The organism is Mesorhizobium sp. J18 (assembly GCF_007829525.1).
GTDB lineage: Bacteria > Pseudomonadota > Alphaproteobacteria > Rhizobiales > Rhizobiaceae > VLJP01.
In genome coordinates, this window is sequence record NZ_VLJP01000023.1 from 64,310 (window position 1) to 88,054 (window position 23,745).

The following is a 23,745-nucleotide window of genomic DNA, read 5'->3' on the forward strand; positions in this document are numbered from 1 at the left end:
AAAATGCTCGAAATCAGAAATCTACACGCCCGTATCGCCGAAGACGGCACTGAGATCATCCGCGGCTTGAACCTGACAGTGAAGGCCGGCGAAGTCGCCGCCATCATGGGGCCGAACGGCTCCGGCAAGTCGACGCTGTCCTACATCCTGGCCGGCAAGGAAGACTATGAGGTTACCGAGGGTGACATCCTCTATAATGGCGAATCGATCCTCGAAATGGATCCGGCCGAGCGCGCAGCCGCCGGCATCTTCCTCGCCTTCCAGTATCCCATGGAGATACCGGGCGTTGCGACCATGGAGTTCCTCAAGGTCGCGATGAATGCGCAGCGCAAGGCGCGTGGCGAGGAAGAGCTGAAGATCCCTGACCTTCTGAAGCGTGTGCGCGGTGCCGCCGACTCGCTCGGCATGGACATGAACATGCTGAAGCGGCCGCTCAATGTCGGCTTCTCGGGCGGCGAGAAGAAACGCGCCGAGATTCTTCAGATGAAACTGCTGGAACCGAAGCTTTGCGTGCTGGATGAGACCGATTCCGGCCTCGACATCGACGCATTGAAGATCGTTGCCGACGGCGTTAACACGCTGCGCTCCCCGGATCGCGCGATCGTCGTCATCACGCATTACCAGCGGCTGCTCGAATATATCGTGCCGGATTCGGTGCATGTGCTCTATCGCGGCCAGGTGGTCAGGTCGGGCGACAAGAACCTGGCGCTGGAGCTGGAGAAGAACGGCTATGCTGGCGTCATCGGCGAAATGGCATAGGTGGATGCGATGAATATTCATGCGCAAACGACGCGGACCGCCGCCGAAACGGCTCTCCTCGACGCCTATGCCGGGCGCATTGCGAAGCTGCCGGGCGACGCATCCGTAACCGTCAAGCGGGACAATGCCGTTGAAGCCTTGAAGGCAGGCTTGCCGACCCGCAAGGTCGAGGCGTGGCATTATACCGATCTGCGCCGGCTGCTCTCCTCGATCCCGGCCTTCGACGCAACGGCCTATGCCGAGAAGATCGCGCCGGTCCTGACCGGTTCCTCCGTCCTGCCGGTGCTTAACGGCGTGGCCGATAAAGCTCCGACCGTCGAAGGGGCGAGCATCGCTACACTTGGCGAGAAGCTGGCAGATGGCAGCCTAGGCGACGTTCTTGGCATTGCTGATCGTGACGATACGATCGGCGCTATCAATTCCGCCTTTGTCGCGGACGGTTTCGTCATTGAGATCGCCGAGGGCGCCAAGATCACCGCGCCCATCGAACTGCAGAATGTGCAGGCCGGCGGCCAGACGCACAGCCGCTTCGTCGTCAAGGCCGGTGCCGGGTCCAAGGCTACCATCGTCGAACGGCAGACCGGAACGGGTGAGGCTCTGGTTTCCTCCGTCACCAATCTCGATGTCGGCGAGGGAGCCGAGTTGTTGTGGCTCATCCTGCAGGAGCAGCCGGAGGGTGCGACGCATCTTGGCCAGTTCAATGTCCGCATCGGCAAGGGATCGAAGCTGACCCTTTTCGTGATGAATACTGGCGGCAGGCTCGTGCGGCAGGAGATCAGGGCTTCCGCGGCAGGCCAGGACTCCGAGTTCAAGTTGCGCGGCGTCAACCTCTTGGCGGGGCAGACCCACTGCGACGTGACCATGGTGCTCGATCATCTGGCGCCGGATACCTACTCGACCGAAACGCTGCGCAATGTGGTTACCGGCAAGGCGCAGGGCGTCTTCCAAGGCCAGATTCGTGTTGCCCGCGAGGCGCAGAAGACCGACGCCAAGATGGCCTGCAACACGCTGCTCCTGTCTGACGAGGGCGAATTCTCCACCAAGCCGGAGCTGGAAATCTTCGCCGACGACGTCGCCTGCGGCCATGGCGCGACCGTGACAGAGATCGAGCAAGACCATCTGTTCTATCTGATGGCGCGCGGCATCGACGAGAAGTCCGCTCGCGGGCTGCTGGTCAAGGCTTTCGTCGCCGAGGTGATCGAGGAACTGGAAGACGAGACGGTGGTCGATGCCCTTGAGGAGAAGATCGGCCACTGGTTCGCCGAGCACGGGTGATATCTCCATATAGGCGGATGTCATCCCGGCCGAGGTGAAAGCAGAGGTCCATTCCGTGGTGATTGGGCCGAGCTTCGGCTTTCCGGTACGACGAAGTGAGAATGTTCCATGGACCAGAAGGTCGAACAGGCACCTTATGACGTCGAGGCCATCCGTCGCGATTTTCCGATCTTGTCGCGCGAGGTCTACGGCAAACCGCTCGTCTATCTGGATAGCGGCGCTTCGGCTCAGAAGCCCCAGGCTGTCATCGATGCGGTCACACATGCATATTCGAATGAATATGCGAATGTGCATCGCGGACTGCATTTCCTGTCGAACGCGGCGACGGATGCATATGAAAAGGCGCGAGAAACCGTCCGTGCCTTCCTGAACGCTCCGAGCGTCGAGCAGATCGTCTTCACCAAATCCACCACGGAGGCGATCAATACCGTCGCCTATGGCTACGCCATGCCGAGGACCGGCGAGGGCGACGAGATCGTGCTCTCGATCATGGAGCACCACTCCAACATCGTGCCGTGGCATTTCCTGCGCGAAAGGCAGGGGGCAAAGCTAGCCTGGATACCCGTAGACGATGACGGCGTCCTGCACATCGAAGAGTTCGAGAAGCAACTGACCGGGCGTACGAAGCTCGTCGCCATCACGCATATGTCGAACGTGCTCGGCACCGTCGCGCCGATCAAGGAAATAGTGCGCATTGCCCATGAACGCGGCATTCCGGTGCTGGTCGACGGCAGCCAAGGCGCGGTGCATCTGCCGGTCGACGTGCAGGACCTTGGCTGCGATTTCTACGTCTTTACCGGCCACAAGGTCTATGGGCCGTCCGGCATCGGCGTGCTCTATGGGCGCAAGGAGATGCTGGAGGCGATGCGGCCGTTCCAGGGCGGCGGCGAGATGATCGAGGACGTCACCCTGGACAACGTCACCTACAACGATCCTCCCCACCGCCTCGAGGCCGGCACGCCGCCAATCGTGCAGGCGATCGGCCTGGGTGCGGCGCTCGAATATATGCAGGGCGTGGGACGCGAGGCGATAGCCGCGCATGAGGCAGATCTCGTCAAATATGCACACGAGACGCTCGGGCGCATCAACTCGCTGCGCATATTCGGCAATGCGCCGGGCAAGGGCTCGATCGTCTCCTTCGAACTGGAAGGTATCCATGCCCATGACGTTTCGATGGTGATCGACCGGTCAGGCGTTGCCGTACGCGCGGGTACGCATTGCGCTCAGCCGCTACTGAAGCGCTTCGGCGTGACCTCGACATGCCGTGCCTCCTTCGCCATGTATAGTACCAGGGCGGAGATCGATACTCTGGCCGAGGCGCTGGAAAAGGCGCGTAAATTCTTCGGATGAAGCGATGACGGAATCGACGGAACAGATCGAACCGGAAAAGGCGGAAGAGACGGGAAAGGGTGCTTTCTCGGCCTCGGCCATCCCGCAGGAAGAACTCGCCAGGATGACGGACGATATCATCTCGGCGCTGAAGACGGTCTACGACCCGGAGATCCCGGCTGACATCTATGAGCTTGGCCTGATCTACAAGATCGACATCGAGGACGACCGTTCGGTCAAGATCGAGATGACGCTGACGGCTCCCGGCTGCCCGGTTGCCGGTGAGATGCCGGGCTGGGTGCAGAATGCCGTCAGCTCGGTCGAGGGCGTATCGAACGTCGAGGTGGACATGGTGTTCGATCCGCCCTGGACACCGGATCGCATGTCGGAGGAGGCGCAGGTTGCGCTCGGCTGGTATTGAGCGCATTGGGCTTGCATGACGGTCGAATCTTTACCATGTTCGTGACAGCATCATTCCGTGGGCCTTTAACCCGCGACGAATGGAGAAAGTGATGGGTCGTTTCGCAGTCATATCCTTGACAGACGCCGCCGCGGCGCGTGTCCGTGAAATTGTGGGTTCGCGCGAGGGGGCGGCGGGAGTCCGCGTGGGCATCAAGAAGGGTGGCTGCGCAGGTATGGAATATACGATCGATCTGGTGACTGAACCCAATCCCAAGGACGACCATATCGAGCATGAGGGCGCCCATGTCTGGGTTGCGCCTGAGGCGGCGCTGTTTCTGCTCGGCACGGAAATGGATTTCGAGGTGACGAAGCTGCGCACCGGCTTCACTTTCCGAAATCCCAACCAGACCTCGGCCTGTGGCTGCGGCGAATCGATCGAGTTGAAGCCGGCGGATCTGAAGGCGCTGGCCGAGGCCAGAGCCGCTGCTGCCTCCTGACTCTGTTTAATCCCATCGTATCTTGAACTGCGCCTTCATTCGACGGTGCAATTGTCACCCTCGCCAATCAATCCACCCACACCCCATTGCGCCTGTGCCATTGCGCGATCGATTCCTCCGGATAGAGATCGAACATAAGGTCGCCGTCGCGAATGTCAGGCTCTACCCATGAAGCCTTATATTTGAGCATCAGGTGAACGCTGCTCGGCGGCGCGGGCAGATCGCTGTCGATGGCGGAAGCGAACGGGTGCACGAGGTCCGGCCAGGTCGGATCATAGAGCCATAAGGCGGAGCCACATTCACGACAGAAGCGCCGCTCTCCTGTCGAAATATCGCAATGGGGATGCTCTTCGTCCTCTATTTCGGCACGGTAAAGCCCGAGGCGCTTCTCTCCCTTTATTTTCAGCGTTCTCGCGTCCGCGCCGAGATTGATCGCATAACCGCCGCCGCCCTGCTGCTTCCGACAAATGGAGCAATAGCACCGCTGGTAGGGGACCGGCGTGTGGCTTTGAACCTCGAAGCTGATCGCACCGCAACGGCACGAACCTTTCAACAGCACGGGCATGATCATCTCCTAATCTGCTCAATGACCGATGTTGCGCCACGGTTTCGGCAATGACAAATTCCCGTTGCGGCTGCATTATGGCTGTATGGACGATGATTATCTTCGTGAAATCTTCGACGGCCTCGGCCATGTCAGCGTCCGCAGGCTCTTCGGCGGCAAAGGCATCTACCACAACGGCCTGATTGTGGGCATCGCCCTTCGCGGCGAGGTCATGTTGAAAGGCGATGAGCAGTCCGCAGCAGAATACGAGGCGGCGGGAGCCGAACGCTGGACCTATCAGGGCAAGCGCCGTCCCGTGCAGATGCCTTATTGGAGGCTTCCGGCAGCGATCCTCGACGAGCCTGACGAACTGGCCCGATGGAGCCGGAAGGCTTACGAGGTCGCGCTACGATCGGAAAGGAAGGGCTAAACCTTGCCCGGAACTTTCATGAAATCCGGGATATTGTCGCCGAAGCCGACCGGAACCGGGCCGTCATCCCATCTGTCGTCGCCGCCGCGATCGCGGCGCTGCCGCCGTTCCTGATTGTCGGTCTTGATGGCCTGGCGCCTTTCGTCCTTCTGCTTTTCGGACCTTGGCTTCTCTGCTTCTTTCGCTTCTGCTGCTCGCGGTCGTTTCTCGTCGCGCTTCGACTCGTTGCGGCGGCTAGTGCGTCCGCGTTTCGGAGTTGCCTCGCTCTCGTCCTCGGGCGACAGGGTACTCAGATCACCGTCTAGCCATTCGATATCCTGACCGATCAGCTTCTCGATCGCATCCAGATATTTGGTGTCGGATTTGGTGACGATGGTGAAAGCCTTGCCTAGGCGTCCCGCTCGTCCGGTACGCCCGATGCGGTGCACATAGTCTTCCGCGTGTGTCGGCACGTCGAAATTAAAAACGTGGCTGACATCAGGAATGTCGAGCCCCCGTGCCGCTACGTCTGAAGCGACGAGGAGCTTCAGTTTCCCATTGCGGAAATTCTCCAGCATGGTCATGCGCGCGCGCTGATCCATGTCGCCGTGCAGCGCGCCGGCGTCGAATTCATGCCTCACCAGAGAGCGGAAGAGCAGGGCCACCTCCGACTTGCGGTTGCAGAAGATGATCGCATTCTTGAGGCTATCGCCCTCGGCGCGGATGAGGTCGCGCAGGCGCTCGCGTTTCGCCCACGGCTTGGCGCCGGACTTCACGAGACGTTGCGTTATCGTGGACGAAGTGCTGGCGGGTTTTGACACCTCGATGCGCACCGGTGCCTGCAGGAACTGTTGCGTCAGCTTGGTGATCTCCGGTGGCATGGTCGCGGAGAAGAACAGCGTCTGCCGCGTGAAGGGGATCAGCTTGCAGATACGCTCGATGTCCGGGATGAAACCCATGTCCAGCATGCGGTCCGCCTCATCGATGACGAGGATTTCAACGCCGGTCAGAAGCAGCTTGCCGCGCTCGAAATGGTCGAGCAGGCGACCAGGCGTGGCGATAAGCACATCGGCTCCGCGCTCGAGCTTCCTTTCCTGCTCGTCGAAAGACACGCCACCGATCAGGAGCGAGATGTTAAGACGGTGGTTCTTGCCGTATTTGATGAAATTCTCTTCGACCTGTGCGGCGAGCTCGCGCGTCGGTTCGAGAATGAGGGTGCGCGGCATGCGCGCTCGGGCACGGCCTTTTTCAAGCCGGGTGACCATGGGCAATACGAAAGCCGCCGTCTTGCCGGTGCCGGTCTGGGCAATGCCCAGTACATCCTTGCCTTGCAGCGCATGCGGAATGGCGCCAGACTGGATTGGCGTCGGCACTGTGTAACCGGCGTCTTGAACTGCGGAAAGGACCTTCGGCGAAAGGCCAAGGTCTGCAAATGTCAACGCTTCCTGAGCGGTCTGTTCGTCTAACGACACGTTTTTTTGGCTGTCTTTATCTTATGCGCCACGACAAAGCCGTGCGCATGCGCCATTCCGGCGCATTGCCTGAACCTCCGGTCGGCCTACGTCCTGAAAGCCGCCTTGTCAACAGAAAGCCTTGGAATGCCGAAACTTCTCGCCAGTGCGTTGCTTTCTGGTCAATAGCGGAATTGTTCCGACAAGATGCGCTCGTTCCAGGAATGACTGGCGTCAAACAGAAGCGTGACAGTCATGTCTTGTGATTCATGGACAGTAACCGTCGTTACCGATTTCACCTCGGTATGGTCGGCTACGGCGTTCACAGGACGTTTGCCTTCCTCCAGTATATCGAAGCGGACGGTTGCTCGATTGGACAGGAGCGCGCCGCGCCACCGCCGCGGCCGGAAGGGGCTGACAGGGGTAAGGGCCAGCAGCGGCGCGTCGAGCGGCAGGATGGGCCCGTGGGCGGAAAGATTATAGGCCGTCGAGCCGGCCGGTGTCGCCACCATCACGCCATCGCAGATCAGTTCATCGAGCCTCACCTGACCGTCTATGGAAATACGGATCTTGGCGGCCTGGTAGGATTGGCGGAAAAGGGAGATTTCGTTGATTGCCAGCGCCTTGGACGACCTGCCGGCGGCATCGGTTACGTCCATTTCGAGCGGCCTTATGGTTTCAGCCACGGCGGCTGCGATGCGCTCGCGCAGACCCTCCTCGCGATATTCGTTCATGAGGAAGCCGATGGTGCCGCGGTTCATGCCGTAGATCTTCTTGCCGCTGCCCATGGTCTCGCGCAGGGTCTGCAACATGAAGCCATCGCCGCCGAGCGCGACGATGACGTCGGCATCCTCCGGCCTTTCCTGTCCATATAGAGCCGAAAGCCGCTTCGCGGCCAGGCGGGCATCGTCCCAATCGGCGGAAACGAAGGAAAGGGCCATTTGAGGCTGGGTCATAGGTGAAGGCCCGACAAGGGTTGGCGATATCGCGCCCGAATTGACATGGTGCCCCCGGCAGGACTCGAACCCGCGACCCCCTGATTACAAATCAGGTGCTCTACCAACTGAGCTACAAGGGCACGGCGGCTCCGTTAGCATAATCGGCGCGCGAGTGAAATGCATTCTGCGCAAAACCATGCCGAAGGTGTACGGTATCGGCATCACTGTTTCCGAAAAAGCCCGCCGGCCAAAAGTCCAGGCACGGCGGGCTTGAGCTTTGTTACCTGAAGGTGCCTGTGTCATCCAGGCTCATGCGGATACTCAAATACTCCACCCGCACGGCCACCAGCCTACAGGTTCACGGTAAATGCAAGTTTAAGCCGTGTCGGGGAGGTCAAGTCCGCCGTTGCGCGACCTTTGTCGGACCACCCATTTCCTGGGAAACTGGTGCGGTCGAGAAGACTCGAACTTCCACGGGTTGCCCCACAGCGACCTCAACGCTGCGCGTCTACCAATTCCGCCACGACCGCACGCAACGAAACGCCGGCTCGCACCGGCCCGGCGCATGTAGCAAATCGGTTCCTCCGAAACAAGTCCGCTGACGGGCAAATATTGCGATTTGCTCCGTGCCGTCGCGGCGAGCTTTTCAGCCTCGCATTCGCGTGATCCTTATCGTGGATTTCGCTCACGCATCGTTCAAAACAGGGTGCCGATCCGTCAACCATTTGTGCATTGCGAGAGCAGCCTGACGAACACACCTAAGCAGCATCGGACGACGCATTTGATACGCCGCCACGATGCGAAGAACGAAGCGTCCCGGTCCCGCTGGCAGATGCCGGTTCCGGGCAAAATTTCAAAGGTGTAATATCATGAAGCGTATTCTTCTTACCTCCATCGCTGTTTTGGGACTGGCTGGTGTTGCTGCCGCACAGGAGGCTCCTGTTGCTGTTGGCAACTATGATGCGGCAGTTTTGCAGAGCCTCGACCCCAATCAGGCTCCGGCCGCCAATATCGATCTTCAGACGACCCAGTCGGTCCGTACCGACTACGGTTTTGCTGCGGCTTCCAGTACCCAGCAGGATCCGCTAGGCAGTGACAATTACAGCCGCTAAGGCGCATTTATAGGGCGATCGTCAGATCCTCCTTTGAACAACGCCCGTACCGGATGGCCGGTGCGGGCGTTTTTATTTGTCATTGAGGCGGGCGGTTTGCGGATAATCAGGTAAAGTCCGGCGCAGGGGGTTGTATTCGGCTCAAGGCGCGCTACAGGTGCGTTGCCCTTCAACCTCGTGTGCTGGAGACGTCGTTGAGCGAGCCGGACGAACAGATCAGGGACGGCAGCGAGCCCGAGGGTGCGCGCGCGGAAATCTACGAGGATGGCGTCATCACGGCGGCCTTCCTTGCCCATATCGGTGCGGCCATAGCCGATCGGGACACGCTGACGCTCAAGCAGGACGTCTCTCATCTGCACCAGTCGGAAATAGGCGACCTGCTCGAGGCGCTCATGCCCGAGCAGCGGCGCGCCCTTGTCGAACTGATGGGCGACGACTTCGACTTCACCGCCCTGACGGAGGTCGATGAAGCGATCCGCATGGACATTGTCGAGCATTTGCCGAACGCGCAGATCGCCCAGGCTGTCCAACAGCTCGATTCCGACGATGCCGTCTACATCCTGGAGGATCTGGACCCGCAGGATCAGGACGAGATCCTTGCGCAGCTTCCCTTTACCGAACGTATCCGGCTGCGCAGGTCTCTGGGCTATCCGGAAGAGACCGCCGGCCGGCGCATGCAGACCGAATTCGTCGCCGTGCCGCCCTTCTGGACGGTCGGCCAGACGATCGACTACATGCGCGAAGACAAGAATCTTCCCGACAGTTTCTCGCAGATATTCGTCATCGATCCGACCTTCCGGCTCGTCGGCGCCGTGGACCTCGACCGGATCCTGCGCACGCAGCGATCGGTGAAGATCGAAGACATCATGCACGAGACCCGCCACGCCATTCCGGCCACGATGGACCAGGAAGAGGCAGCGCAGGTTTTCGAACAATACGACCTGCTTTCGGCCGCTGTCGTGGACGAGAACGACCGGCTCGTCGGCGTGCTGACCATCGACGACGTAGTGGACGTGATTCAGGAAGAGGCCGAGGAAGACCTGATGCGTCTTGGCGGTGTCGGCGACGAAGAACTGTCGGACACGGTACTCGACGCCTCCCGGTCCCGCGTTCCCTGGCTAATGGTCAATCTGGTCACGGCCTTCATCGCGGCTTCGGTCATCAGCCTCTTCGACGGAACGATCCAGCAGATCGTGGCCCTTGCCGTGCTCATGCCGATCGTCGCCGGTATGGGCGGCAATGCCGCTTCGCAGACCATGACGGTTACCGTGCGCGCGCTCGCCACGCGCGATCTGGATATCTACAATGCCGGCCGCATCATCCGCCGCGAAATGGGTGTCGGAGCGTTGAACGGTGTCATCTTCGCCATTCTCATTGGCGCTGTTGCCGCCACATGGTTCCAGGATTTCAATCTCGGCGGCATCATTGCCGTGGCTATGATTGTCAATATGTTCGTGGCGGCCCTTGCGGGAATCCTCATTCCGCTTTTGCTCGACCGGCTTGGGGCCGATCCCGCCGTTGCTTCCGCGGTTTTCGTGACGACAATCACCGATGTGGTGGGCTTCTTTGCCTTCCTCGGACTGGCGACCTGGTGGTTCGGCCTCTTGTAGCGGCTATGTCCTGATCCTAGGCGGCAGCGAGGCGCGTGCGGCCGTCGGTTTTGAGCAGAATAAGTATCATCGCGGCGATGTTGAGCAGGTTCCAGGCGATGCCGTTGATGAAAGCAGCCTGATAAGAGCCTGTAAGGTCGTAGATCCATCCCGAAAGCCATCCGCCGAGCGCCATACCGGCGATCGTGGCCATGACGACGATGCCGACGCGCTGGCCCGCTTCCCGTGCCGGCAGGTATTCGCGTACGATGATGGCATAGCACGGCACTATGCCACCCTGCGATAGGCCGAAGATCAGGGACACGACGTAAAGCGACACCAGGCCATCGAAGGGGATGTAGAGGAAGAGCGAGAGGCACTGCAGCACCGAGCCGAGCAGCAGGGTCCGCACCCCGCCGATATAGTCGGCGATGAAGCCGGAAAGAAGCCGGCTGACAATCCCGCCCGCCAGCATCAGCGAAAGCATTTCGGCGCCACGCGCGACGCCGTAGCCGAGATCCACGCAATAGGCGACGATATGCACTTGCGGCATCGACATCGCCACGCAGCAGCCCAGCCCTGCCACGATGAGCAGAAGTTGCAGGGTCCGTGGCGACAAATCGATCTGCTTCAGGCGCGAAACGGCTGGAACGCCTTCTTCTCCCTGCTGGCTGTCAAAATGCAGCGCTCGCCGACGCAATAGCAGGGTCAGCGGTATGATCGTCGCGACGCAGAATATTCCGATAAGGGCGAAAGTCGTCCGCCACCCCCAGTCGGATAATGCGGCATTGATTATGCCAGGCCATATGACGCCTGCCAGATAGTTGCCGCTTGCAACAGCGGCCACGGCGATACCGCGACGCCTTTCGAACCAGTGGGAAATATCGGCAATCAGGGGCCCGAAAGTCGCCGAGCATCCAAAGCCGACCGTAAGCTGCAGGATCGTGAACTGCCAAATGGAAGTGCTGAAGGCCGACAGGATGAAGCCGGCGCCGAGAATGGCGCTTGCCACCGCCACCGGGAGGGCAACCCCGAATCGGTCGACATAGCGGCCGATGATGACATTGCCGAGCGCGAAGCCGATCATGGTCGAGGTGTAGGGCAGGGAGGCCTGAGCACGCTCGACTGCAAAATCGGCCTGGACCGAGGGAAGCACGACGATGAACGCCCACATGCCGACACTGCCGATCGTGCCCAGCAGGACGGCAACAGCCAGCCGGTACCAGGCATAGGAGCCGTCAATGACAGCCTCTTTAGGCGTGGCGGGATCGATAGGGCGCACGAAATTCCTCCCCGGACGCCAAAAAGGGGTCCATGAGAGCAATAGCGACCGGATGCTGCCGTGCAATAGGGCCAAGAAGCATTTCTCGGCTGGCCTGCCTCGTTGCTGACAACTGGCGACATGGCAATAATTGACTTTTACGTAAATGCCGTGGCACTCTTTCGTTCTTGCGTGAAGAAAAGCCGGCGAATGAGCAGCGAAATGCGGGAATATTATTCAATTACGGAACTTACCCGCGAATTCGACATTTCCACTCGAACCTTGCGGTTCTACGAGGACGAGGGCCTGCTTCATCCTGTCAGGCGCGGCCGGACACGTCTTTTCCGCCCGTCGGACCGCCACCTCATCCGCCAGATCCTGCGCGGCCGGCGCCTCGGCTTTTCAATCGCCGAGATTCGCGAAATCATCCAGATGTATCGCGAACCGCCAGGTGAGGTGGGCCAGCTTAACCTCATGATCAAGCGTATCGAGGAAAAGCGCCAGGAGCTGCGGCAGAAGCGAAAAGATCTGGAGGATACGCTGGCCGAGCTCGATCAGGCAGAAGAGGCCTGCCTGGAACGTCTGGTGGAGCTGGGCGTGAGCACCTGACAAATCCGCGTCGGCTCAGATCCAGCGACGGACCTTCTTCGTATAGTCGCGATAGCGCTTGCCGAAACGGATGGACAAGTGCCGTTCTTCCGGCTCGATGGCAAGTTTCTGCGTGGCGAAGGCGGCGATCAGCGCCAGGACGAAGAACCAGATGAAACCGGTGATGAAGCCGATGCCGAACATCAGCGTAGTGTTTCCGAGATAGATCGGATTGCGGCTGAAGCCGAACGGGCCGCTGGTGACGAGGTGGTCCGCGCCGCGCGTCGGCATCACGGTCGTCTGCGCCTTGTGAAGTGTACGGATGGCCATAAAGTCGAGTGCTACCGCCGCAACGGCCAGAAGCCAGCCGATCGCGAACAGCAGGTCGGATAGGGGCGGGCCGAACCATGGCAGCGGCACGGTAATCGACAATATGATAGCGATTGCAATCCCCAGAAGATAGATCATCGGCGGCCAGGGGAACCGGCTGGGTGCCGAATTGGTCTCACTCATTGCCACTCTCCGGTGCCGGCGGAAAGGAGACCAAATTGGTGCAATAGAGCGAGATGTCGTTCATCCTGGTCCTGGTTTCCTCACTCGGATTGGCAACGAAAATCTCGCCAAGAAGACCTTGCTCCTCCACTGCTGCCAGTGCGCAGCTACAATAGCGCGTGCAGAAGGCGCTGTCTTGGGCCTCGGTGCATTGCATGTCGCACGCTTGCATGAAGTTCGCTTGCGGCGATTGCGTCGGCGCCGGCCAAACCTGAGCAATAAGCCAGACGCAGGCGATCAGCACCGGCTGGTGGACAAGATAGAAGGCAAGGCTGTGCCGGCCTAGGAAAATCAACGGCCTCCCCAAGTTTCCGGTACGGATCGGAGCGTTTCGGTCGAACAGTCCCGCACCGGCGGCAATTCTGGCGGTTGCTATCCCGAGAAGCACTGCCCCGAACCACGGAAAGAGCGGCACATAATCGTTCGCCCGCGGATTGGTAGAGGAAAGGCCGACCCACCACCAGACAGGATGATCGAAGAAGGGTGAGCGTAAATAATTCGGCGCCGCAATGATGAAGACGGCAACGATAACGGTCAGCCAGACCGGCACACGCAGGAACAGCAGCCCGAGCACGCTTGCCAGCGCTATCTGGTGGAGGATGCCGAAAAAGATAAAGCCATTCGGGACTGCAAACCAAGTCACGGCCGAGATCGCTGCTGCGGCAGCGGCGATCATCAGGAGGCGGCGACCGAAGGAAGGCCAGTGGATAGCCCGACCATGGGCGAGGAACAGTCCGACGCCGACCAGGAAAAGGAAGGAGGAGGCAATGCAGCGGGCGAAAAGCCGCCAGCCGCCATGGGCTGTCGTGCCGACATCCATATAGCCGAAGAATTCCAGGTCCCAGCCGAAATGGTAGATCGCCATGGCGACGAGCGCGAGTCCGCGCGCTATGTCGATCAGTTCGAGACGGGGTTTGTCAGAAGCGGCTGGCTGCATTAGTTCTCATATGCCCTTGAGATTTGCCGCAAGATGATCCGGATTTCTCGGCTGGATTGCGGCACATCTCGTCTCACGCCAACCATTCGGAAGGAAGCACATGCACGATGTGAAAGCCAACGGGGCTTCGATACCGGCGATCGGTCTCGGCACCTGGACCCTCAAGGGTGATGAATGCGTCGATCTTGTAGAGCATGCGCTGAAGAACGGTTATCGCCATCTCGACACGGCTGCAAGCTATGGAAACGAAGTCGAGGTCGGCGAGGGACTGCGTGGCTCGGGTGTCGATCGCGACCAGGTCTTCGTTACGACCAAGGTCTGGTGGACGGATATCGCGCCGGGCGATTTCGAGCGATCCGCGGAGGCCAGCCTGACGCGGTTGGGCCTTGACCGGTTGGATCTTCTGCTCGTCCATTGGCCGAACCCGAAGGTGCCTCTCGAAGGCACGATCCGCTCGCTGAACGCCATGCGAGAGCAGGGTATAACCAGACATATCGGCGTCTCGAACTTCCCGACGAAGCTTCTAGCAGAGGCTATTCGGCTCTCTGATGCGCCGCTGGTGGCTAATCAGGTAGAGAACCACCCCTATCTCGATCAGAGCAAGGTCTATGAGGCCTGCCGCAAGGCCGATATCGCGATGGTGGCCTATAGCCCCCTCTATCGAGGCGGCGAACTGCTGGAGGAGCAGGCGATCAGGACGGCGGCGGAACAACACGGCAAGACGCCGGGTCAGATCGTGCTCAGATGGCAGGTCCAGCAGGACGGGGTGGTGGCCATCCCGCGCACCTCCAGGAAAGAGCGGCTTGCGGAAAATATAGGCATCTTCGACTTCACCCTGAGCGAGGAGGAAATGTCGGATATCTCGGCTCTGCGGAATGCCAACCGGCGTATTGCCAACTACGACTTCTCGCCGGAATGGGATTCTGCGTGATCCAATTTCATCCGCTTCGTTTTTGGGGCGGGCAAGGTCGATTTCCTGCTATTGCCGCTCCTGAAGGGGCGGCAATGCTTGCCGGTGAGGAAGCTCTGGCAGGAATCGATCCTATAAAATGGCAACGCAGGTTCGTCATCCAATCTGGCTTCCTGCAGTCCGCCAGCCGGGCGCACGCACTTTCGCCATTCTCTATGCACTGGAATCCTTCGCGCGCGCCTCCATCACCAGTCTCATTCCCATACAGGCCTATGACCTGCTGCATGACGAGCAGGCAGTCTCGCTCCTCTACACGCTCGTTGCCTTGCTCGGCCTGTCGGCCACGCTCTTCATGCCACTGCTTATTGAGCGTTTTGCGCGGCGCTGGGTCTATACGGTGGGTGTGGTGGCGCTGGTCGCCGGCTCGCTTTTCCTGCTGACCAATACGCTCGGAGGCCAAATCCTCGGCATGCTGATACGCGTATGCGGAGCCAGCGCGCTGTCGATTACCCTCAACCTCTACATTATGGACCATATCCGCAAGACGGAGTTCATGACGGCCGAATCGCTGCGGCTTGCCTGGTCGACGCTGGCCTGGACCGGCGGTCCGACGCTTGGCGTCTTCCTCTACGCGCGATTCGGGCTTCTCGCAGCGCATGGCGCGGTCATTCTCTTTTCCGCGATCCTGCTGTTCCTGTTCTGGTATTTTCGGCTTGGCGACAATCCACTGATCCGGCCCGGAAAGCTCCGCGCGCAGAATCCGATGAAGAATATCGGCCGCTTTATTGTCCAGCCACGTTTGCGCCTGGCCTGGCTTATTGCTTTCGGCCGCTCCTGTTTCTGGTCGACCTTCTTCATCTATGGGCCGTTGCTGATGGTCGCGACGGGACAGGGGGAGCTGGCGGGTGGCCTGCTCGTCTCAGGAGGCAACGCACTTTTGTTCACCGCACTCATCTGGGGCTGGTTCGGCAGGCGCTATGGCGCTAGGCGCACCATGGGCTTCGCATTCTTCGCCATGTCTGCCGCCCTGCTGGCTGCCGGCTATGCGGGAGAGACCGCCCCTCTGACGGCTGGCGGTCTGCTCCTTGTCTGTACCTTTTTCTGCATCGCGCTCGACGCGCTCGGCTCGACCGTCTTTATGCGTGCAGTAAGAGCCTATGAACGGCCACAGATGACGGCAGTCTATCGGACTTATCTCGATCTTTCGGAACTGACGCCGCCGCTGGTCTACTCGGTTGTGCTTGCTTTTACCGGGCTCGGCGGCGTGTTCGTCACGCTCGGAATCTTCTGCATCATCTGCGGTTGGTTCACCTGGTACTATCTTCCGAAACGGATCTAGCCCTAAGCATCCACGATCGGAACGAAACCGCCGAAGATCATGCGCTGGCCGTCAAAAGGCATGCTGCTCATATCTCCTTGCAAGCGCGGATCTTCCATCGTCTTCTTCATACCAATGTCGCGGATTTCCTTGGAAGGCCATTCGATCCAGGAATAGACGACCAGTTCGTCGTCCTTCGCCTTCACGGCACGTTTGTAGTCGGTGACCTTGCCGTCGGGCACGTCATCGCTCCAGGCTTCCACCACGCGGATAGCGCCATGGTCCTTGAAAACGGTTGCCGCTTTCGCCGCCATATCGTGATAGGCGTCCTTGTTGGCGGACGGGACCGCAAGCAGGAAACCGTCGGTATATCCCATGCTTCCGCCTCCTGCTTCGTCCACGAAGGGAGCAAAACCGCCAAAGATCATGCGCTGCCCGTCGAAAGGCATTGTGTCACCCATCTGTTTCATGCGCGGGTCGCTCATCATCTTCTGGTTGGCAGCGTCCCGGACCTCCTTCGAGGGATATTCGAACCAGCCGAAGACGACAACTTCATCATCCTTCGCCTGAACGGCACCCTTGAAGTCGGTGACCTTGCCGTCGGGCACGTCGTCGCCCCAGGCTTCAACCAGGCGGGTCACGCCGAACTCCCTGAAAAGCGGTGCTGCCTCGGCGGCGTGCTTGCGATAGGTTTCCTTGTTGGCGGCGGGCACCGCGACGACAAATCCTTCAATGTAACCCATTATCTTTCCTCCTGGTTTTTGCCGGCTCACACGGCCTCGGCAAGTTCGTGTTTGCGGAAGTGAGAAAGCTGTGCTTCCAGCGCCCTCTGGAAAGCGGGGCGCGCCTCGCATCGCGCCTGATATCGCGCGAGATTAGGGTGTTCCGCGACGAGATCGGTGTGACGCAGAATGCGCAGCACCGTCGTCATCATCAGATCGCCGGCGGTGAAGCGGTCTTCCAGATAATCCCGTTCGCCCAGCCAGCTCGAAAGCCGGCCAAGCCGCTCGCGCACATCCCTCTCCACCTGGGGGCGGCGTGCGCGTGCCCATTCTGCACCGGCGTTGAAAATGTCGATGCCGGCAAGTTCGGCTATCATGGGCTCGATGCTGTTGAGCGCGGCAGTTACCCAGCAGGCGGTGCGCGCCCGCTCCGCCGGATCGCGCGGCATCAGCACCTCCGACCGCTCGGCGATGTGCAGGACGATGGCGCCGCTCTCGAACATATGGATATCGCCCTCGTTGTAGATGGGCACCTGGCCGAAGGGCTGTTCGCGGAAATAGTCCTGCGGACGCGCGGTCTTGGCGTCGAGCAGCCGCTCGCGATAGGGGAGGCCCGCTTCCTCCAGCGCCCAGCGCACGCGCAAATCGCGCACCACGCCCTGGGCGAAATCAGGGACCCAGGAAAAGGCGCTGATCTCGATCTCGGCTTGCGTATTGACGGGCATGGCGTTTCCTCGTTTTTTGAGCTTGACAATATAAGTTGATATCAACATAATTTCTGCATGTCAAATAACGAAATCATTCCATTCGAAACAACGCACTACGTCCGTGACCATTGCTTGTGTCTGGCAACCCAGCGGGCGGCACGTTTTCTCGCCCGTCGTTATGACGATGCGTTGCGTCCCATCGGCCTTACAAGCGGACAGTTCTCGCTGCTGATGTCGCTGAACCGTCCTGAGCCGCCCTCGATCGGTTCAGTGGCAAGGCTACTGGCGATGGACCGCACCACGCTTACCGCCAACCTGAAGCCGCTTGAAAGGCGAGGGCTGGTGGAGACGAAGGTGGACCCGGCCGACCGGCGCGGCCGCCTTCTGAAGCTGACGGGGGCGGGGGGCACACTGCTGCAATCGGCTCTGCCGATCTGGAAGCAGATGCAAGAAGAAACCGAAAAGCTGCTCACAGGCACCAGCGCCGACCGCCTGCGCGACGGCTTGCGCGCCTTGTCCTAATCGCACACACGGGGCATCTAAAATTTAATGTCGGTCGGGCCTTCCGTGTGTCGCGCAATGGGTATCCAAGGCAGCTCTCCACAACCGGGCAGGATTTCGCCGCAATTTATGCTAATAGCCCGACATTGGCTTCGCGAATTGCCGAATCGGGCTCTGAGCGCCCATGGAGAGAGGGATCCTGTATGCTGAAGAAATCCATTATCGCCTTTACCGTCGCTGCCTTTGCTGCAGGCTGTACAACCGATCCCTATACGGGCCAGCAGAAGATTTCCAACACGGCCGGCGGGGCTGCGCTGGGTGCCCTTGCGGGCGCCGGTGCCGGCCTTCTCGTGGGCGGCGATGATCGTCGCAACGCACTGATCGGCGCGGGCATCGGCATGCTTGCGGGCGGTGCGGTCGGTGGCTACATGGACCAGCAGGAAGCCGAATTGCGCGCGCAGTTGCAGGGGACGGGGGTCAGCGTTACGCGCAACGGCGATTACATAACCCTCAATATGCCGTCGAACATCACTTTCGAGACGGATCGTGATTCGATCATGCCGGCCTTCTATCCGACGCTGAATTCCGTCACTCTCGTTCTGCAGAAATACAAGCAGACGCTGGTCGATGTTTACGGCCACACGGATTCGACCGGTAGCGACCAGTACAACATGGACCTTTCGCAGCGCCGTGCCTCGGCTGTTGCGAGCTATCTGACCGCTCAGGGTGTCGACAGCCGCCGCTTTGCCATCATCGGCATGGGTGAAACGCAGCCGATCGCTTCCAATGATACGGAGGCCGGCCGCGCGCAGAACCGCCGCGTGGAGATCCGCCTGTCGCCGCTGACAGGCGCTTGAGGCATTCTCAAGCGAGTTTAGGAAGGCGTCTGGGGAAACCGAGGCGCCTTTTCCTTGCGATTTGCACCACTTTCCCGAATCGCCAAGGGCCCTTTAAGGCAAGCGCCTTTCATTGCTTTCGGGTTCGCGTTGCAGAGGCGCTGTTCGCGCATCTCCGCCCGGAATGAATTAAGAACAAAATCCGATAATACATATAGATCAATGTGTTATCTCCTATTGCAAAATGAGAACAAAAAAGGTACAAAAAATATCAGGAGATCGGCCGGCAGGCCTTCGTCGTTGAGCAAGGGGTGATATATGATGGCGCAGAATTCATTGCGGCTTGTAGAGGATAACTCGGTGGACAAATCCAAGGCTCTGGATGCTGCGCTGTCGCAGATCGAGCGCGCCTTCGGCAAGGGCTCGATCATGCGCCTCGGCGCGAATGAGCAGGCGGTTGAGATCGAGACGGTATCGACCGGCTCGCTCGGCCTCGACATAGCGCTGGGCGTCGGCGGCTTACCGCGCGGCCGCATCATCGAGATCTATGGCCCGGAAAGCTCGGGTAAGACAACCCTTGCGCTTCATACTGTTGCTGAAGCGCAGAAGAAGGGCGGCATCTGCGGTTTTATCGATGCCGAGCATGCTTTGGACCCGGTCTATGCCCGCAAGCTGGGTGTCGATCTGGAGAATCTCCTGATCTCCCAACCCGATACGGGCGAGCAAGCGCTGGAAATCTGCGATACGCTGGTGCGCTCCGGCGCGATCGACGTGATCGTGGTCGATTCCGTCGCTGCGCTGACTCCGCGTGCGGAGATCGAAGGCGAGATGGGCGATTCCCTTCCGGGCATGCAGGCCCGCCTGATGAGCCAGGCGCTGCGCAAGCTGACCGCCTCCATCTCGCGCTCCAACACCATGGTGATCTTCATCAACCAGATTCGCATGAAGATCGGCGTGATGTTCGGTTCGCCGGAGACGACCACCGGCGGTAATGCGCTCAAATTTTATTCCTCCGTGCGCCTCGACATTCGCCGTATCGGCTCGGTCAAGGACCGCGACGAGGTGATCGGCAATCAGACCCGCGTCAAGGTCGTGAAGAACAAGCTTGCGCCGCCCTTTAAGCAGGTTGAGTTCGACATCATGTATGGCGAGGGAGTCTCCAAGACCGGAGAATTGATCGATCTTGGCGTCAAGGCTGGCGTGGTGGAAAAATCCGGCGCCTGGTTCTCCTATAATTCCCAGCGTCTCGGGCAGGGACGCGAGAACGCCAAGATATTCCTGCGTGACAATCCGGAAATGGCACGCGAGATCGAGACGGCGCTGAGGCAAAATGCAGGCCTGATCGCCGACCAGTTCCTCGACGATGGCCGGCCCGACGATCTGGACGACGTGGCGGAAGGCTAAGCAGCGCCGTAGCTTGTAATAGCAAGACGCCGCCTGCGAAAACGGGCGGCGTTTTTTTGGAACCCGACGATGGCCTGTCGGATCCTTTGCCTTCCGGCGATTATCGCGAGTTTCTGGACAGCTTTATGCGCGGAGGCTAAAAGGCCTCTTCCTTTTCCCGTCTTCTGAAACTGCGGGCTCCTCGCAAAGGCAAAAAAATGAGTGGCGTCAACGACATCCGGTCGACATTTCTCGGCTATTTCAACAGGAACGGGCATGAGATTGTCTCGTCCAGCCCGCTTGTCCCGCGCAATGATCCGACGCTGATGTTCACTAATGCGGGCATGGTGCAGTTCAAGAATGTTTTCACCGGCCTTGAGACTAGGCCCTATTCGCGAGCCGTGACGGCGCAAAAATGCGTTCGTGCCGGCGGCAAACACAACGACCTCGACAATGTTGGCTATACCGCGCGCCATCACACCTTTTTCGAGATGCTGGGGAATTTCTCCTTCGGTGATTATTTCAAGGACCTCGCGATCGAACTCGCCTGGAATCTGATCACCAAGGAGTTTGGCCTCAGCCGCGACCGCCTGCTGGTCACCATCTACCATACCGACGACGAGGCGGCGAACCATTGGAAAAAGATCGCCGGCTTGCCTGACGACCGTATCATCCGCATCGCCACCAGCGACAATTTCTGGGCCATGGGCGATACCGGCCCTTGCGGTCCGTGCTCGGAAATCTTCTACGATCACGGCGAAGGCATTCCCGGTGGCCCTCCGGGCAGCCCCGACGAGGATGGCGACCGCTTCATCGAGATCTGGAATCTCGTTTTCATGCAATACGAGCAGGTGACGAAAGAGGAACGCGTGGACCTGCCGCGGCCCTCCATCGACACCGGCATGGGGTTGGAGCGTATGGCGGCCGTCCTACAGGGCGTCCATGATAATTACGACATTGACCTTTTCAGGGCGCTGATCCGGGCTTCGGAGGAGGCGACCGGCGTCAAGGCGGAGGGAAAGAACGCCGCCAGCCACAAGGTGATCGCCGATCATCTGCGCGCTTCTAGCTTCCTTATCGCCGATGGCGTGCTGCCTTCGAACGAAGGGCGCGGCTATGTGCTGCGTCGTATCATGCGGCGCGCCATGCGTCATGCGCAGCTTCTTGGGGCGAGCGAGCCGCTGATGTGGCGACTTGTCCCGGCCCTCATACGAGAAATGGGGCAGGCCTATCCAGAACTGCAGCGAGGCCAGGCGCTGATCACGGAGACGCTGAAACTTGAGGAGACCCGTTTTCGCAAGACATTGGCGCGTGGACTGAACCTTCTAGCGGAGGCGACCGAGGGTATGTCCGAGGGTGCGCGGCTCGACGGCGAGACTGCGTTCAAGCTCTATGACACCTATGGTTTTCCGCTCGATCTGACACAGGATGCCCTGCGCCAAAGGGGCATCAGCGTCGACCTGGCAGGCTTCGATGCCGCCATGGAGCGGCAGAAGGCCGAGGCACGGGCGAGTTGGGCCGGTTCCGGCGAGGCGGCTACCGAGACCATATGGTTCGCCGTCAAGGAGCAGACGGGAGTCACCGAGTTCCTCGGTTACGAGACCGAAACTGCCGAAGGCGTGATCCAGGCGCTGGTTAAAGATAATGCCATCGTCGCAGCGGCGGAGAAGGGCGATGCGGTTGCTGTCGTCGTCAATCAGACGCCGTTTTACGGCGAATCCGGCGGCCAGGTCGGCGACACCGGAACCATTCGCGGTGACGGTTTTATCATTGAGGTCACCGATACGCAGAAGAAGGGTGACGGTCTTCTGGTGCATTACGGCCGTGTGATGAGTGGCAAGGTCGAGCCCGGTGACGAAGTTGCGCTGGAAGTCGATCATGCGCGGCGCACCCGGCTACGCTCCAACCATTCAGCTACGCATCTCATCCACGAGGCGCTGCGCGAGGTGCTCGGCACGCATGTCGCGCAGAAGGGATCGCTTGTCGCTCCCGACAGACTGCGTTTCGATTTCTCCCATCCGAAGCCGGTGACACCGGAGGAACTGGAGCGCATCGAAGCCTATGCCAATGAAATCGTGCTGCAAAACAGCCCGGTCGAGACGCGGTTGATGTCGGTCGATGACGCGATTGCCGAAGGGGCGATGGCACTTTTCGGCGAAAAATATGGAGATGAGGTCCGTGTCGTCAGCATGGGTACGGCGCTGCACGGCGACAAGGCCGGCAAGACCTATTCGCTGGAGCTCTGCGGCGGCACCCATGTGCGCGCGACGGGCGACATCGGTCTTGTCCGATTGCTGGGTGACAGTGCTGTTGCCGCCGGCGTCCGCCGTATCGAGGCTTTGACCGGCGAGGATGCGCGTCGCCATCTCGACGAACAGGATCGCCGGCTGAAAGCCGCGGCTGCGGCGCTGAAGGTCGCGCCTGCCGATGTCGTGTCGCGTATCGAGACCGTTTTGGAGGAGCGCCGCCGGCTTGAGCGCGAGCTTTCCGATGCGCGCAAGAAGCTGGCTCTCGGCGGCGGCATGTCAGCCGGAGCGGCGGAGACAGGTCCGGAAAATGTCGCCGGGGTCGGCTTTGTCGGCCGCGTTGTCGAAGGCGTTTCGGCCAAGGAACTGAAGCCGCTGGCCGACGAGGGCAAGAAGGCAGTCGGCTCCGGCGTTGTCGTCTTTGTGGGAACGGATGACGGGAAGGCAAGTGTTGTGGTCGGCGTCACCGACGATCTTACCCAGCGCTTCAGCGCTGTTGATCTCGTGCGGGCCGCTTCCGCCGCGATTGGCGGCAAGGGCGGTGGCGGACGACCGGACATGGCTCAGGCAGGTGGTCCCGAAGCGGAGAAGGCTGCGGCGGCGGTGGAAGCGGTAAAGGCGGCCATGGCCGGCTAATCTGGGCGTCTGCCCTTCAGTCGAGACGTGAGAATGCGTCCGTAGACCGTAAGCCGCCGATCAGTCTTCGTAAGTTTCCAACCCGGAGATGGCATCGGCGTCAGCATTCAAGACAAAGCGGCTTTCCGTCATTTCGAACTGGTCGAACGGAACGATGATGTCGCCTGTCTGGCCGTAACCGGCGCTGTCGTCGAAATCGATGACCAGGGCCGTTGGTGTCGTCGCATCCGTACCTATCACTTCTTCGACTTCGGCGATGCGTTTGCCCGCAGCGTCATAGATATCCAGTTCCTCCATCTCGTCGGCGGTGAGATTGAATGGCGCCACCAAAATGTCGTCGTTGATTTCGACCCATTTGGTTTGCGCGGATGCGGTGCCACTTAACAGCGATGCGGCGATCATGGCGGTAATGGCAGGGAAAGGATTTAATATCATGGCGTAACTCCATCCACAGTCAGACAACGCCTACGACCTTGGATCGTTCTATCCTGGTTTCAAGAAATTTGGGCCGGCATCAGCTTTTCGGCTCGCTGGCGACAAAGCTCGGCAGCGTGGAAATGCAAGTCTGCGCGACGGGGAGGGCGGATGCAATCCTCGTCTCGTCGGGGTTTTCCCCTCCTTGGGCTTGAAAACCCGCTCGACATAGATGCCCCATACCATCGATCGGTATGCATAGGCATCGAGTAGACAGATGATCTGTTTCAGTCGCGCTCGCTGCTGCGGAGCCGACGGCTGCAGTGGCTGCCCTTCGAAAGCCTCGTCGACATAGCGTGCGATCGCCGAGGTTTCGAAGAGACAGAAGCCGTCATACTCCAAAGCGCGTACCAGTCGGGTGGGCCGTCG

At 60.0% G+C, this 23,745-nt stretch carries 24 protein-coding genes and 2 tRNA genes; 15 read left to right on the plus strand and 11 right to left on the minus strand.

Going from position 1 to position 23,745, the window contains the following annotated elements; translation table 11 throughout:
* Window positions 1-3: 3 nt before the first annotated feature.
* The 5 genes from sufC (at window position 4) to sufA (ending at window position 4,262) form a co-directional block, all read left to right on the plus strand.
* Window positions 4-759, plus strand: a complete 756-nt coding sequence (gene sufC / locus L598_RS10400) for a Fe-S cluster assembly ATPase SufC (RefSeq protein WP_144862246.1) — start codon at window positions 4-6, stop codon at window positions 757-759.
* Between the two features lie 9 nt (window positions 760-768).
* The gene (gene sufD, locus L598_RS10405) at window positions 769-2,034 is read left to right on the plus strand and encodes a Fe-S cluster assembly protein SufD (protein WP_144862248.1); all 1,266 of its coding nucleotides are present in this window, start codon (window positions 769-771) and stop codon (window positions 2,032-2,034) included.
* A gap of 108 nt (window positions 2,035-2,142) precedes the next feature.
* On the plus strand, window positions 2,143-3,384 hold the full coding sequence (locus L598_RS10410) for a cysteine desulfurase (RefSeq protein ID WP_144862249.1): 1,242 nt from the start codon (window positions 2,143-2,145) through the stop codon (window positions 3,382-3,384).
* A gap of 4 nt (window positions 3,385-3,388) precedes the next feature.
* On the plus strand, window positions 3,389-3,784 hold the full coding sequence (locus L598_RS10415; protein ID WP_144862251.1) for an SUF system Fe-S cluster assembly protein: 396 nt from the start codon (window positions 3,389-3,391) through the stop codon (window positions 3,782-3,784).
* Between the two features lie 91 nt (window positions 3,785-3,875).
* The gene (gene sufA, locus L598_RS10420) at window positions 3,876-4,262 is read left to right on the plus strand and encodes a Fe-S cluster assembly scaffold SufA (RefSeq protein WP_144862253.1); all 387 of its coding nucleotides are present in this window, start codon (window positions 3,876-3,878) and stop codon (window positions 4,260-4,262) included.
* Between the two features lie 67 nt (window positions 4,263-4,329).
* Here the strand turns inward: sufA and L598_RS10425 are convergent, their stop codons facing one another.
* On the minus strand, window positions 4,330-4,827 hold the full coding sequence (locus L598_RS10425) for a GFA family protein (RefSeq protein ID WP_144862255.1): 498 nt from the start codon (window positions 4,825-4,827) through the stop codon (window positions 4,330-4,332).
* A gap of 85 nt (window positions 4,828-4,912) precedes the next feature.
* On the opposite strand from L598_RS10425, the gene L598_RS10430 reads away from it, so the two are divergent.
* Window positions 4,913-5,236, plus strand: coding sequence for a TfoX/Sxy family protein (locus L598_RS10430; protein WP_144862257.1), 324 nt, complete (start codon window positions 4,913-4,915; stop codon window positions 5,234-5,236).
* Here the strand turns inward: L598_RS10430 and L598_RS10435 are convergent.
* From L598_RS10435 to L598_RS10450, 4 genes are all read right to left on the minus strand, one after another.
* A complete protein-coding gene (locus L598_RS10435) occupies window positions 5,233-6,654 on the minus strand; it encodes a DEAD/DEAH box helicase (RefSeq protein WP_144862259.1) in 1,422 nt (473 codons plus the stop codon). The two genes, L598_RS10430 and L598_RS10435, sit on opposite strands and share 4 nt — an antisense overlap.
* A 194-nt stretch (window positions 6,655-6,848) precedes the next feature.
* Window positions 6,849-7,622 (minus strand): NAD kinase, encoded by a 774-nt coding sequence (locus L598_RS10440; protein WP_144862261.1) that lies wholly within the window; start codon window positions 7,620-7,622, stop codon window positions 6,849-6,851.
* Between the two features lie 46 nt (window positions 7,623-7,668).
* Window positions 7,669-7,744: transfer RNA gene (locus L598_RS10445), tRNA-Thr, on the minus strand.
* A gap of 305 nt (window positions 7,745-8,049) precedes the next feature.
* Window positions 8,050-8,134, minus strand: a tRNA-Leu gene (locus L598_RS10450).
* Window positions 8,135-8,473: 339 nt separating this feature from the next.
* On the opposite strand from L598_RS10450, the gene L598_RS10455 reads away from it, so the two are divergent.
* On the plus strand, window positions 8,474-8,716 hold the full coding sequence (locus L598_RS10455) for a hypothetical protein (RefSeq protein ID WP_144862263.1): 243 nt from the start codon (window positions 8,474-8,476) through the stop codon (window positions 8,714-8,716).
* 194 nt (window positions 8,717-8,910) lie between these two features.
* A complete protein-coding gene (gene mgtE / locus L598_RS10460) occupies window positions 8,911-10,326 on the plus strand; it encodes a magnesium transporter (protein WP_144862265.1) in 1,416 nt (471 codons plus the stop codon).
* 16 nt (window positions 10,327-10,342) lie between these two features.
* On the opposite strand, the gene L598_RS10465 is transcribed toward mgtE, so the two are convergent.
* Window positions 10,343-11,587 (minus strand): MFS transporter, encoded by a 1,245-nt coding sequence (locus tag L598_RS10465; RefSeq protein ID WP_246658708.1) that lies wholly within the window; start codon window positions 11,585-11,587, stop codon window positions 10,343-10,345.
* Window positions 11,588-11,788: 201 nt separating this feature from the next.
* On the opposite strand from L598_RS10465, the gene L598_RS10470 reads away from it, so the two are divergent.
* Window positions 11,789-12,175, plus strand: a complete 387-nt coding sequence (locus tag L598_RS10470; protein WP_144862502.1) for a MerR family DNA-binding transcriptional regulator — start codon at window positions 11,789-11,791, stop codon at window positions 12,173-12,175.
* 15 nt (window positions 12,176-12,190) lie between these two features.
* On the opposite strand, the gene L598_RS10475 is transcribed toward L598_RS10470, so the two are convergent.
* Together L598_RS10475 and L598_RS10480 are read right to left on the minus strand one after the other, a co-directional pair.
* Window positions 12,191-12,667: an isoprenylcysteine carboxylmethyltransferase family protein gene (locus L598_RS10475; RefSeq protein ID WP_144862267.1), complete on the minus strand. Its 477-nt coding sequence runs from the start codon at window positions 12,665-12,667 to the stop codon at window positions 12,191-12,193.
* A complete protein-coding gene (locus tag L598_RS10480; RefSeq protein WP_144862269.1) occupies window positions 12,660-13,643 on the minus strand; it encodes a DUF1624 domain-containing protein in 984 nt (327 codons plus the stop codon). The genes L598_RS10475 and L598_RS10480 overlap by 8 nt, the downstream gene beginning before the upstream one ends.
* A 100-nt stretch (window positions 13,644-13,743) precedes the next feature.
* Here L598_RS10480 and L598_RS10485 point away from each other — a divergent pair, with 100 nt between their 5' ends.
* Both L598_RS10485 and L598_RS10490 read left to right on the plus strand, forming a co-directional pair.
* Window positions 13,744-14,574 carry an aldo/keto reductase gene (locus L598_RS10485; RefSeq protein ID WP_144862271.1) on the plus strand — a complete coding sequence of 277 codons (831 nt, stop codon included), beginning with the start codon at window positions 13,744-13,746 and terminating at the stop codon, window positions 14,572-14,574.
* 118 nt (window positions 14,575-14,692) lie between these two features.
* Window positions 14,693-15,892, plus strand: a complete 1,200-nt coding sequence (locus L598_RS10490; RefSeq protein ID WP_144862273.1) for an MFS transporter — start codon at window positions 14,693-14,695, stop codon at window positions 15,890-15,892.
* A 2-nt stretch (window positions 15,893-15,894) separates the two neighbouring features.
* Here the strand turns inward: L598_RS10490 and L598_RS10495 are convergent, their stop codons facing one another.
* The gene (locus L598_RS10495) at window positions 15,895-16,614 is read right to left on the minus strand and encodes a DUF1428 domain-containing protein (RefSeq protein ID WP_144862274.1); all 720 of its coding nucleotides are present in this window, start codon (window positions 16,612-16,614) and stop codon (window positions 15,895-15,897) included.
* 26 nt (window positions 16,615-16,640) lie between these two features.
* Window positions 16,641-17,318, minus strand: coding sequence for a glutathione S-transferase family protein (locus L598_RS10500; protein ID WP_144862277.1), 678 nt, complete (start codon window positions 17,316-17,318; stop codon window positions 16,641-16,643).
* Between the two features lie 57 nt (window positions 17,319-17,375).
* Between L598_RS10500 and L598_RS10505 the strand changes: the two genes are divergently transcribed.
* The 4 genes from L598_RS10505 to alaS all read left to right on the plus strand — a co-directional run bounded on the left by L598_RS10505 (window position 17,376) and on the right by alaS (window position 22,902).
* Window positions 17,376-17,822 carry a MarR family winged helix-turn-helix transcriptional regulator gene (locus tag L598_RS10505; protein ID WP_144862279.1) on the plus strand — a complete coding sequence of 149 codons (447 nt, stop codon included), beginning with the start codon at window positions 17,376-17,378 and terminating at the stop codon, window positions 17,820-17,822.
* 182 nt (window positions 17,823-18,004) lie between these two features.
* Window positions 18,005-18,658 carry an OmpA family protein gene (locus L598_RS10510; protein ID WP_144862281.1) on the plus strand — a complete coding sequence of 218 codons (654 nt, stop codon included), beginning with the start codon at window positions 18,005-18,007 and terminating at the stop codon, window positions 18,656-18,658.
* Window positions 18,659-18,958: 300 nt separating this feature from the next.
* The gene (recA, locus tag L598_RS10515) at window positions 18,959-20,041 is read left to right on the plus strand and encodes a recombinase RecA (RefSeq protein ID WP_144862283.1); all 1,083 of its coding nucleotides are present in this window, start codon (window positions 18,959-18,961) and stop codon (window positions 20,039-20,041) included.
* 197 nt (window positions 20,042-20,238) lie between these two features.
* Window positions 20,239-22,902 (plus strand): alanine--tRNA ligase, encoded by a 2,664-nt coding sequence (alaS, locus tag L598_RS10520; protein ID WP_144862285.1) that lies wholly within the window; start codon window positions 20,239-20,241, stop codon window positions 22,900-22,902.
* Between the two features lie 60 nt (window positions 22,903-22,962).
* On the opposite strand, the gene L598_RS10525 is transcribed toward alaS, so the two are convergent.
* On the minus strand, window positions 22,963-23,337 hold the full coding sequence (locus tag L598_RS10525; protein ID WP_144862287.1) for a PRC-barrel domain-containing protein: 375 nt from the start codon (window positions 23,335-23,337) through the stop codon (window positions 22,963-22,965).
* Window positions 23,338-23,745 lie beyond the last annotated feature (408 nt).